Source organism: Haliscomenobacter sp. (genome assembly GCF_040403615.1).
Lineage (GTDB): Bacteria > Bacteroidota > Bacteroidia > Chitinophagales > Saprospiraceae > Haliscomenobacter.
The window spans coordinates 1-10,809 of record NZ_JBBAKG010000156.1 but is presented as its reverse complement, the minus strand read 5'-3'; the positions used below and the strand labels follow the sequence as shown (position 1 = coordinate 10,809).

Below are 10,809 nucleotides of genomic sequence, written 5' to 3'. Positions count from 1 at the left end.
CAACTGCGGCAAAGCGCGAGATAGGGGAAGGTGAGTTGCGGTAGTACGAGAGTTCTCAGTGACATCGCGGATAAAAATAAAAAGAGCAAAAAAGAACCAAAACCTCCCCGAAATAGTTTACCTTGCAATAGAAATCAAACAAAAAATCAGGTATGATTATCGCCAACCCCATCTACGATGTAGTGTTCAAATATCTGCTGGAAGATGTGGAGATCGCCCGGGAGTTGTTGTCGACCATTCTAGGGGAGGAGGTGCAAAGCGTGGAAGTAAAACCACAAGAAACCTCCACCGAAACGAGTGGTGACATCCGTATTTTGCGGTTTGATTTCAAGGCAGTGATCAAAAAGCCGAACGGAGATATCAACAAAGTACTCATCGAGTTGCAAAAGGCCAAAAAAGCTTTTGACGTGATGCGCTTTCGGCGCTATTTGGGTGACAATTACCGCAAAGAAGACGATGTACTCAACGATAAAGGTGAGCCAGAAAAACTCCCTTTGCCCATCATCACGATTTACTTTTTAGGATTTCCATTGAACAGCATTCAGTCGGGAGTAGTAAAAATCAGTCGAGAGTATCGGGATGTAGTGACCCAGGAAATTCTGGATATCAAAGAGGATTTCGTTGAGTTGTTGACCCACGATTCTTATTTGATTCAAGTGCGTAAGTTGGCCAGAGCAGCCCGGAACAAGCTCGAGCGGGTACTGCATATTTTTAGTCCGATCTATCAAAGCACAAGGGACAAACATCAACTCGATTTCCAGGGCAATACGGATGATCCCTTGGTCAAAAAAATGGTAGATCGTTTGGGGAGAGCCATTGCCAGTGAAGAGATTCGGGACTTGATGGATGTCGAGGATGAACTGGATAGAATTTTTGATCGAGAGATGAAAAAAAAGGATGAAATCATCGCCGAGAAGGAAGAAATCATCGCTGAAAAGGAAGAGATCATTGCAGAGAAAGACAAGTTGCTGATTGAAGAGAAGAAACGCGCCGAAGAAGAAATCCAGAAAAATCTTGAATTGCAACGGCAAATTGAAGAGCTAAAAAAGCAAATCAAGCCATAGTAACCACTAACAATCGCTTCCTGAAAAAGCTTCCTAAGCGTTGCGCATTCAGCAAGCCAAACGTTCGACAAAACAAAACGCAAATAATTGTTTGACCTTGTCCAATAAACCCACTATCTTTGTTTCAAAGCGGGTGACATGGCCAAAAAGCACATTCGATTCGACTGGGCAGCGAAAAAAATGCTGCGAGACAAAAAGAACTTCGGCATTCTTGAAGGCTTTCTCTCTGAATTGTTAAAAGAAGACATCAAAATCGAAGGATTGCTGGAAAGCGAGAGCAACCAGGATGAGGAAAATGACAAGTTCAACCGTGTGGATTTATATGCTGAAAACTCGAAAGGTGAACACATCATCATTGAGATACAAAATACAAGGGAGTTGGACTATCTCATGCGAATGCTGTTTGCTACGTCAAAAGCGGTTACTGAATACCTCGACATTGGAGATGCCTACTCTCGCATAAAAAAAGTAATCGCGGTGAGTATTGTCTATTTTGGCTTAGCCAAAGGAGATGACTACATCTACGTTGGGCAAACTAAATTCATGGGTTTACACACGCATAAAGAGCTCCAGCTCACTAAAACGCAACAAAAGCTATTTAAAAAACCAACAGTACATCAAACCTATCCAGAATATTACCTTATCCGAACCACGAAGTTTAACGACATCATCAATGATACTTTAGATGAATGGATTTACTTTTTGAAAAACAGCGAGGTACTTGACGGTTTTCAAGCCAAAGGCATGAAAGAAGTGAGAGAAAAATTGAATGTCCACAATCTACCGGATGAAGAACGAAAAAAATACAATAGGTTTTTAGAGAATCTCCATACTGAAGCAAGCATAGCAGAGACAATAAAGATTGAACAGGAAGAAAAAATGGAGGAGAAAGTAAAAGCAGAAACAAAGAAAAAGGAAATTGAAGTGACCAAAAACATAGCAATCAATTTCATAAAATTAGGGTTGAATGATGAGCAAGTTTCAGCAGGCACAGGAATGACGGTTGAAGATATTCAAAACCTTCGCAATGAATTAAATATCCAATAAATTAGAAATCGGCGAGCAATTCCTGGCGGTAAAAGCTTCCTAAACATAGCTCGCTAGTAAATGTAACAATTCACTTACACATCACCATCCCCTTTCCCCAATACGGCATCAACTGCTTAAACTCATCCGCCTTCACCACATACCAATTGTCCCATTGCTCTACTGCGCCACAAAGTTGGACTTCATCGGCCACGTAAGGCGCCAGTTTATCATTGATTGGCCGACCATCCTGGTCCAAAACAAAACAATATTGTCGTCCCCCTTTGGTGGTCTTGGCCTTAAAAAACGCCGGAATCCCGCCTGCCAAACAGCGAATGGCACAAGAGCGATGCGGCTTGCCTTCACCAGGGCGCATCACGCCCAGGTAACATTTGGGGTCGAGGATTTCACCACGCAGGGTCGCTTTACCCAGTTGAACAGGTTTGGTTGCCTCATCTTTCAGTTTTGAGAATCCCTGAAAAAACTGCTTTTGCGGTCCCAGTTCAAAGGCCACCACCCCATCGTAATAAATCAACTTTCCCATTAAACGGATTCCTTTGCCTGTCAAAGATTTCCCAGTTTTTTTAGCCAAAGCTTCGAGTGCAGGAATAGCACTTTTTTTACCAATACCCACCAAAAGAATCCTTTGAAAAGGGGCAACTCCTACGTTATCATTCTTTAGAGTAACCTTCAATTTTTCCCAAAAAGACGCATTTTGTTTGAAAACCTTATTCTTCCCAAGCGGAATTTTCAAACAAGGAATCGGCTCGGTAATCAAGATGCCCTCCAAAGTCTGCAAGCGGGCGATTTCGTATTTGGAAGCGATAAACCCACGTTGGCTGAGTACCAATAATCCGGCGATGAGGGGCACTAGAACCACCAAGGTCCAGATCACGTATTTGACCCATTGGCCATAAGATTTAGGCGCTTTGTCTTGCCAGCCGATGTAAAATTCTTCGTTCATTTGTTGAGGATTAAGCTTGAATAATGGCAGCAGGCCGCTCGGTTCCTTCGGGATAAGGCTGGGGATTGACCCAAACCATACCATCCACAATTTTTACATCGTAAGTCTCCAGTTTTTCAGTAAAGGGCGGCGGCGATTGTCCATTGTTGGGCAAGTATTGGTAGCCGTGCCAGGGGCACGTGATGCAGCCGTTCACAATTTTCCCTTCGCCGATGGGGCCATGCTGGTGGCGGCAAATGTTGTTGACTGCCGATACCTTGCCCTCGTAGCGAAACACCGCAATGTTTTGACCGTCCAAAAAGACCATTTTTGCCCGGTTTTCAGGGATGTCCTCAGCCGAACATACTAGGTAGAAACCCTCGCCCACGGCTGGTTTATCCATTTGATCCTCCAGGCGCTTCTTTTCCACTCCTGCCGCCATCAAATGCAGGGAGACCAGGGTCAACAGGCCAAAGCCCACAAACCCGATCCACGCAGGCGATTGCTCCAACTGCACTACGCCCAGCATCACGTGAAAAACCAACAGCCCATAAGCCAGATACACCAGCATGTGCAAGCTTTTCCACCAACGCGGACTCAGGTTTTTCAACCAAAAATCATGACTGGTAGCAGCCATCAAAAACAAAATCAAGAGGGCAAAAAAGCCCAATGTCTGAAAAGGAAAATCCTGCAAGGAAGTATAATGGGTATTGGAAGCAAAAACCGATAATAAGGGATCTACATAACCCAGACTGTGAAACTGAATGACGTTGAATACCCCATGCACTGCTCCAATCAAAAAAGTAGTCACCCCCAAATGCCGCCGATTGTACAACAGTGGCAAAAACCGACGATCCAAACGCGCCATTGGCCCGATGCATAAAATGAATTGCAACATGATGAAAGCCAACGTACCAGTAGCCCGAATAATCAACGTTTCGGGGCTGATTAAGGGATAAAAGAACAATTGCAAGAAGCTGAAAGTCAACAAATACAATGCCATGAGGCCAAGCATGATGCGGTCATAGCGCCGTTTTTGACGGTTCCATTGTACGGTAGTGTAGTTGACACTCATGGAAATTCCAGTTTAAGAACAGTTTGATGATTTATTGGATCACTTAGTTTCAGTAAGTGGGGCGATTGCAGGATCAAGGAGTCGCTGATATTAAATACATCCACTCCTTTGGGTGACATGGTACCAAGAATTTGATCGTTACAGGATACCTCAAGAAATGGGAATTTCCGGGGCAATCGATGGAATATTTCAAATTGCTTATGCCCATCCTCGTCCTGCCTTAAACGGACTATTACTTCCTCTACTCTTTTGGTAGCCACAACCTGAGCGTAGAGCTTGATCGAAGGCTTAAGTTCATCCCCAGGGACAGGTGCTTGTGGCAAAACCCAGACAGCAGCAATAAAACCCGCTACCAACAACAGGCTGCCAAACTGCCAAATCCTCCGATGCCGCTTGCGCAATTCAGGAACCATGTCTTTGGTGTTTAAGGTATTTGTTGAGCAATGTCAGCCACAAAGCCGTTGAGGCGGGTAGGAGCAGCAGTCGGGTTTGCCAACTCGCCCCATGCATGTTTTTATCGATTTGCTCCGCGCCTTTGAACACAAACCACAATCCGAATATCAAACCCAGGCTCAGGTAAGTGTACAATAGATAAAGCAGAATTTGTATCCAGTACATGGTGGAAATTTAAGCCTCGTTGTAAATTTTGAGCACCGTTTCCCGCAGGTGTTGGCCAGCATCGGTAAACAAAAAATGGATGTTGTCGGCAATGGCTTCCGCGGTTGTCCATTTGCTGTAATCCGCATCTGGCATGTTCGCCCGATTGGGGGGCGTATCGATGATGCTGGGCACAACCACCGAAGCGCGGATGCCTTTGTCTTTGCCGTAGGCATTGATGATGTTGCCTAGAGCGACCACCATCGATTTGGACAATCCGTAAGCCACATTGTACAAGGCTGCATTGGGTTCAAGGGCAGCACGCGAACCGATCAGCACAAAATGCCCGCCACCATTGGCTTCAAAATGAGGCAAGAGCGCGTGAACGACGAAGTAGGCCGTTTCAAAATTGAGTTTGTACATTTTTTGCAATGCAGCACCATCGGTCGCCAAAAGGTTGCCGGACGCGTAGCCTCCCACCAGTAGGACTGCGGCATTGAGCTGTTGGTCTTTGCTGATGATTTGTTCGATGTAGGCATTTACTGCCGCTTCATTGGTCAGATCAACGGAGGCAATTTCAGCACCTTCCATGCTGGCTCCAGATCGATCTGTACCGTATACCTTGAAATCCGCTTGTACAAATTTTTGAACGACTGCGTGTCCCAAGTTTCCGGATGCACCGGTGATCAAGATTGATTTTTGCATGATAAAAAAATTAGATTTTAGGCTTGTTTGTGAATGGTATATCCAAATTTGGCCAGGATACTTTTAGGGCCATTGACTTGATATACCGGGTTTTGGTTTTGTAAACCAGACATGTGGCAATCCATGGTTAAACAATTCCCACCGTGCCTTCTGCGGTACCAATTGCGGTACAAATATCCGGCTAGGTTCATCCCTATAACTGGAGCCGTAAAATACAGAAACCAGGCTGTCCAAACATTGGCCGACCATGCGGAAGCAAATGTTCGGGCTGGATTCATGCTCATCCCAGATAGGGGTGCTTCCAGCGTGATGTACAATACAATTAGCCCTCCAACAAAAAAGCCCGTGAATGGTGCCAGGGTTTGATGGTTACTCAATAAAAGTACCATTCCAAAAAGCACAAAAGAAATCAGCATTTCCATCAAAAATGCAACTTCAACTCCTGCCTGACCTGGCACGGTTACGGCATAATTAGTTTCGGGAGAAGCAATCCATTTGAATGCCACCATTTTGACCAAGAACATCCCTAAACTTCCGCCGCTGAATTGAGCTAAAATGTACCAGACTGCATCAAAGGGCACTATTCGGTTGAGTTGCAAATGGGTCAAGGTAACTGCAGGGTTCATGTGCGCTCCAGATTTTTTGCCCCATGGGGAATAAATCAGCAGGATTGCAGTACCGCCCATTGCCAAGCCAATTAAAAAACGGCGGAGCATAGGTTCTTCAATAACCGTTCTTAAAGGTAAGGCTTTATGCTCAAAAAGAATGGTAAAAAAAGCGGCGGAAATCATAAACATTCCTAAAGCCCAGGCTTCAATGAGGTAGATTTTCCAGTTTTTCTGCAATTGGATCCACATCAGGCTTTGGTTTGAAGTTCAAACAATACTTTGATCAACATGCCCATCGACCATGCCTGGTGAAAGCAGCCTTTGCCCGCGCCGGGATTTTCACCATCAAAGATTTCAGAAACGCCATGTAAACAGTCTTCCTTGTAAAAATGCTGCTTGAGGGATTCCAATTTTCCCAGTAAGGTTTTGCGGTTTTTCTGGGTACTCCCTCTGACTTTCAAATAAGCTAAAGCATATTCGCCCCACAAAAATGGCCAAACTGTTCCTTGGTGGTAAGCCGTATCCCGCTGCCACTGGTCGCCACCGTAAGTTGCTTTAAATTCGGGATCATCTGGGGCGAGCGTGCGCAATCCATAGTCGGTATACAAATGTTGTTCCAACAAACTCAGCACTTTTTCTGCTTCTGCTTTCGTCAATAGGTCGAAAGGCAAACTGATCGCATAAATTTGGTTGGGTCGGATGGCATTGTCCACATAACCTTCTGGAATGATTACGTCGTTCAAATAGCCTTCTTCATTGATGAAAAATTTCCTGAATGCCGTTTTTACTTTCTGCGTCAATTCATAATAAACCTGATGTTCTTTGTTCAACATGGCAGCAAACAAAGTAAAAATGTGCAGCGTGTTGTACCAAAGCGCATTGATCTCCACTGGACAGCCTTGGCGTGGAGTAACCACGTAATCTCCAACTTTGGCATCCATCCAGGTGAGCTGGGCAAGCCCTTCGCCCCCAAAAAGTAGTCCTTCTGGAGTAACTTGAATGTTGTAACGCGTACCCCGAATGTGCCAATCCACAATCTCTTTGAGTTTTGGGAAAAGTTCGACGATAAATGAATTATCCTTAAACTTCTCATAATACTCGTACAATACTATAAACAGCCACAAACTGGCATCAATCGTATTGTATTCTGGAGCTTCACCCTGATCGGGAAAACGGTTGGGCAACATCCCTTGATCCAAATATTGGATAAAAGTGCGGAGGATGGATTTTGAGGCTTCTTGATTGCCTTGTGCAACTGTTAAGCCTCGCATCGCGATCATGGTGTCCCGCCCCCAATCCGTAAACCATGGATAACCGGCAATGAGGGTGCTGCTTTCGGTAGATTTACGGGTTACCAAAAATTGATTGCCTGCAATGATTAAGTCCCTTAAAAATGGGTCTTGAAACCCAGCTCCTAAAGCTTGCAATCGCTTGATTTCTGCTTTTTTTAATTCCTCAAACGAGTCAATGCCTGCGTCTTTTTCGGTTGAAAATGACAAATGCATTTTTTTACCTGGCTCAAGATTTAGGGTGATGAAACCGATGCTCTTGGCATCCTCCTGAAAATCCAGGCCCCTTTCTTGTTCCTGCTTGTACTCTAAATTTTTATACCAGACAGAACCTGCAATAAATTCCCCTTTGGAAAACTGAACGCTAATGGGTAGCGCACCATAATGGGGGTATACGTGGAGCAGGTTTGCATCAGCTGATTCGACATAAAAATCAAAATAGGGATTTTCATGGAATAAACTGTGGTAATCGCGGAAAACAAACAGGGGGTTCAATGCCAGGGTGAAGGCGGTTTTGCCCGTATTTTCATACTCAACAACGCTCGTATTTTTGCCATAGACCATAAAAACGGTCTTGCTTATTTTGAACGATTCACTTCCAAAATCAGCCTTGGGCAAGGGGGCTCGTGTAAAACCTTCAAAAAAGGAATATCCCTGAGGGTGGATGGCTCCCGGGTATTGGTTGGTCGACAAAGGATAGGTAGCTTCTCCCAGGTGGATGGTCTCCTCTACTTTACTGACCAGCACGCGCCGGTCAGTTGGTGGATTCAAGGCCGCAACCAGCAGGCCGTGGTAACGTCGGGTGTTGATGCCGATGATCGTAGAAGCAGCGTAGCCGCCCAATCCGTTGGTGACCAACCATTCTTTGGCAGCCAACGCATCAAAATTTATGGTGCTTGAATTTTTCATTTTTAAATTACTTGGTTTTGGAACTTTACCACGAGGACTTATCAATCAGTTCTGCAACCAATCCCGTCCAACCTGTTTGATGAGATGCACCCACGCCTCGTGCAGTATCTCCATGAAAATATTCGTAGAACAGCAACAAATCGCGAAAATGGGGATCGAAGTGGTAACTGTTGCTTTCGCCATGTACCGGTCGCATGCCCAACTCGTCGCGTTGGAAGATCGAAACCAAACGTTTTGAAAGTTCATCGGCAGCTTGCTCTAGCGTAATCCAGTTGCCAGATCCTGTGGGGAATTCTACTTTAAAACTTTCACCGTAGTGTTTGGCATAAATGCGCAAAGAGTGGCCGATCAAGTAGTTCATCGGCATCCAAACCGGTCCGCGCCAGTTGGAATTGCCACCAAACAAGCCGGTACTCGACTCGCCAGGTTCGTATTTTAATCCAAAATCTTGCCCGGCAATTTTCACTACATATGGCGTTTCATGAATTTTGGAAACTGAGCGGATTCCCCCTTTGCTCAGGAATTCCTTTTCGTCAAAGAGCGCTTTGAGTAGTTGATGAAGGCGGTCTTTGGGAACCAACGACAATAAAATGTCACTTTTGGTGTCCAATTGGTCAATGACCAGGTAATCCTGATTGTCTTCACGGTATTTTTGAAACCATTTCAAACGGGTGTAAAAATCGGGGAGTTTTTTCAGTTTTTCCCGATCCAGTTCCATCACTGCAAACAAGGTGGTTAAGCCCACCAAAGAGCGTACTTTGAGTGGAATGTATTCCTCGTTGGGCAAGGCCAAAATATCGTAAAAGAACCCTTCCACGGGATCCCATGAACCAGTCCAGTTTTCAGTGATATTGTTCAGGGAAGAAGCGATGTAAGTGAAGTGTTCAAAAAACTTGGTAGCTACATCTTCATAGGCCACATCATCTTCTCCCAGAATCAGCGCCATTTCGAGCATGTTCAGGCAATACATCGCCATCCAGGCGGTACCATCTGCTTGCTCCAAATACCCTCCACCGGGGATGTAACTGCTGCGGTCAAAAACGCCAATGTTGTCCAAACCCAGGAATCCTCCTTCAAAAACGTTGTTCCCTTGAGCATCTTTGCGGTTGACCCACCACGTAAAATTGATGAGCAGTTTTTGGAATACGCGTTTGAGGAAAACCTTGTCGTCTTTGCCATTGCGTTCTTTGTCCATTTTATAAACCTGCAAACATGCCCAAGCGTGTACCGGAGGATTGACATCACCAAAAGCCCACTCGTAGGCTGGAAGTTGTCCGTTGGGGTGCATGTACCATTCGCGGAGGAACAAAATCAGCTGATTTTTGGCGAATTCTGCGTCCACCATGGCCAGGGGTACACAATGGAAAGCGAGATCCCATGCCGCATACCAGGGGTATTCCCACTTGTCGGGCATCGAGATGATGTCCTCATTGTTGAGGGTTTTCCAACCATTGTTGCGGCCTGATTTGCGGTTTGGTGGCGGTGGATACTTGCCAGGGTCGCCATTGAGCCAGCGGGGAATGTCGATGTTGTAGTATTGTTTGCTCCAGAGCATGCCCGCAAAAGCCTGGCGCTGGATGTTGGCCAGGTCTTCATTTTCGCCTTTTTTGAATTGCTCGTAAAAAGCATCTGCTTCGTTGATTCTGGCGAGAAATGTTTCATCGAATGATGCGCCCAATGGATTCTGGATGTCCTGAGTTTTGCTCAAGCGCAATTTGATAACGGCCTTTTCCCCCGGCAATAAATCGAACTGGTAAACCGGAGCAAATTTAGTGCCCGCTTCGTTTTCACTTATCCAGGAATAATCATTTTGGATGACTGCATGATGAAAGGCGTCTTTTACAAATGGACTGGCATTGGGTGTACCAAAAATGCGTTCCTGATTGGTTTCATTTTCGGTAAACAGCAGGTGCTTTGGTTGCTCAAAATGAAAAAAGTATTCGCCCAATTTGGGATGAATTGCCCGTACTGAGGTTTCATCCTTTCCTTTTTGAATGACTGGCTTTTCGTCAATCAGACCAAATGACCACAAGTTGCGGAACCATAAAGTGGGCAAAACAGTAATGTTTCCCTCTTTGCGGCCACGCAAGTTCACGGTAATGCGGATACAGATGTCCTCTTCTGAAGCTTTTGCGTATTCGGTAAATACATCGTAATAACATGCTTCTTCAAAAGCGGCAGAATCATACAATTCAAATTCGGGTTCATCTTTTGAGCGGTGGCGGTTGATTTCCACCAAATCCTGGTATGGGAAAGGCTCGAGTGTGTACTTGTACAGGTGTTTCATGTACGAGTGTGTTGGCGTGCTGTCGAGATAATAGTAAAGTTCTTTCACATCCTCGCCGTGGTTGCCTTCGGGGCCAGTTAATCCAAACAGTCGTTCTTTCAGAATTGGATCCTTGCCATTCCAGAGGGCGATGCCAAAACAAAGATTGCAGTGCGCATCACAGATTCCAGCGATGCCATCTTCTCCCCAGCGGTAAACGCGTGACCGGGCATGGTCATGTGGAAAATAATCCCAGGCTTCCCCATGTTCACTATAGTCTTCGCGCACGGTACCCCACTGGCGCTCGCTGAGGTAAGGGCCCCATTT

General features: G+C 45.4%; 10 protein-coding genes. 2 read left to right on the top strand and 8 right to left on the bottom strand.

Annotation, left to right across the window (positions count from 1 at the left end; translation table 11 throughout):
• Positions 1–152: 152 nt before the first annotated feature.
• Both ABW391_RS27055 and ABW391_RS27050 read left to right on the top strand, forming a co-directional pair.
• Positions 153–1,064, top strand: coding sequence for a hypothetical protein (locus tag ABW391_RS27055; RefSeq protein ID WP_353485032.1), 912 nt, complete (start codon positions 153–155; stop codon positions 1,062–1,064).
• A gap of 138 nt (positions 1,065–1,202) precedes the next feature.
• Positions 1,203–2,111 carry an Rpn family recombination-promoting nuclease/putative transposase gene (locus tag ABW391_RS27050; protein ID WP_353485031.1) on the top strand — a complete coding sequence of 303 codons (909 nt, stop codon included), beginning with the start codon at positions 1,203–1,205 and terminating at the stop codon, positions 2,109–2,111.
• A 70-nt stretch (positions 2,112–2,181) separates the two neighbouring features.
• Here the strand turns inward: ABW391_RS27050 and ABW391_RS27045 are convergent, their stop codons facing one another.
• From ABW391_RS27045 to ABW391_RS27010, 8 genes are all read right to left on the bottom strand, one after another.
• Positions 2,182–3,054 carry a hypothetical protein gene (locus ABW391_RS27045; RefSeq protein ID WP_353485030.1) on the bottom strand — a complete coding sequence of 291 codons (873 nt, stop codon included), beginning with the start codon at positions 3,052–3,054 and terminating at the stop codon, positions 2,182–2,184.
• 10 nt (positions 3,055–3,064) lie between these two features.
• Complete coding sequence (locus ABW391_RS27040; RefSeq protein WP_353485029.1) at positions 3,065–4,108, bottom strand: Rieske 2Fe-2S domain-containing protein; 1,044 nt, start codon at positions 4,106–4,108, stop codon at positions 3,065–3,067.
• Positions 4,105–4,521: a hypothetical protein gene (locus ABW391_RS27035; protein ID WP_353485028.1), complete on the bottom strand. Its 417-nt coding sequence runs from the start codon at positions 4,519–4,521 to the stop codon at positions 4,105–4,107. Before ABW391_RS27035 ends, ABW391_RS27040 begins: the two co-directional genes overlap by 4 nt.
• A complete protein-coding gene (locus ABW391_RS27030; protein ID WP_353485027.1) occupies positions 4,511–4,726 on the bottom strand; it encodes a hypothetical protein in 216 nt (71 codons plus the stop codon). Before ABW391_RS27030 ends, ABW391_RS27035 begins: the two co-directional genes overlap by 11 nt.
• Positions 4,727–4,735: 9 nt before the next feature.
• Positions 4,736–5,410 (bottom strand): SDR family NAD(P)-dependent oxidoreductase, encoded by a 675-nt coding sequence (locus ABW391_RS27025; RefSeq protein WP_353485026.1) that lies wholly within the window; start codon positions 5,408–5,410, stop codon positions 4,736–4,738.
• A gap of 17 nt (positions 5,411–5,427) precedes the next feature.
• Positions 5,428–6,267 carry an MIP/aquaporin family protein gene (locus ABW391_RS27020; protein WP_353485025.1) on the bottom strand — a complete coding sequence of 280 codons (840 nt, stop codon included), beginning with the start codon at positions 6,265–6,267 and terminating at the stop codon, positions 5,428–5,430.
• Positions 6,267–8,216, bottom strand: coding sequence for an amylo-alpha-1,6-glucosidase (locus tag ABW391_RS27015; protein ID WP_353485024.1), 1,950 nt, complete (start codon positions 8,214–8,216; stop codon positions 6,267–6,269). The genes ABW391_RS27020 and ABW391_RS27015 overlap by 1 nt, the downstream gene beginning before the upstream one ends.
• Positions 8,217–8,241: 25 nt before the next feature.
• On the bottom strand, positions 8,242–10,809 hold a 2,568-nt coding region (locus ABW391_RS27010; protein ID WP_353485023.1), incomplete at its 5' end, for an MGH1-like glycoside hydrolase domain-containing protein.

Excerpts from the sequence above, each read along its gene's own strand:
- ABW391_RS27055 (WP_353485032.1), top strand. The coding sequence starts at position 153 with ATGATTATCGCCAACCCCATCTACGATGTAGTGTTCAAATATCTGCTG.
- ABW391_RS27050 (WP_353485031.1), top strand. The coding sequence starts at position 1,203 with ATGGCCAAAAAGCACATTCGATTCGACTGGGCAGCGAAAAAAATGCTG.
- ABW391_RS27045 (WP_353485030.1), bottom strand. The coding sequence starts at position 3,054 with ATGAACGAAGAATTTTACATCGGCTGGCAAGACAAAGCGCCTAAATCT.
- ABW391_RS27040 (WP_353485029.1), bottom strand. The coding sequence starts at position 4,108 with ATGAGTGTCAACTACACTACCGTACAATGGAACCGTCAAAAACGGCGC.
- ABW391_RS27035 (WP_353485028.1), bottom strand. The coding sequence starts at position 4,521 with ATGGTTCCTGAATTGCGCAAGCGGCATCGGAGGATTTGGCAGTTTGGC.
- ABW391_RS27030 (WP_353485027.1), bottom strand. The coding sequence starts at position 4,726 with ATGTACTGGATACAAATTCTGCTTTATCTATTGTACACTTACCTGAGC.
- ABW391_RS27025 (WP_353485026.1), bottom strand. The coding sequence starts at position 5,410 with ATGCAAAAATCAATCTTGATCACCGGTGCATCCGGAAACTTGGGACAC.
- ABW391_RS27020 (WP_353485025.1), bottom strand. The coding sequence starts at position 6,267 with ATGTGGATCCAATTGCAGAAAAACTGGAAAATCTACCTCATTGAAGCC.
- ABW391_RS27015 (WP_353485024.1), bottom strand. The coding sequence starts at position 8,216 with ATGAAAAATTCAAGCACCATAAATTTTGATGCGTTGGCTGCCAAAGAA.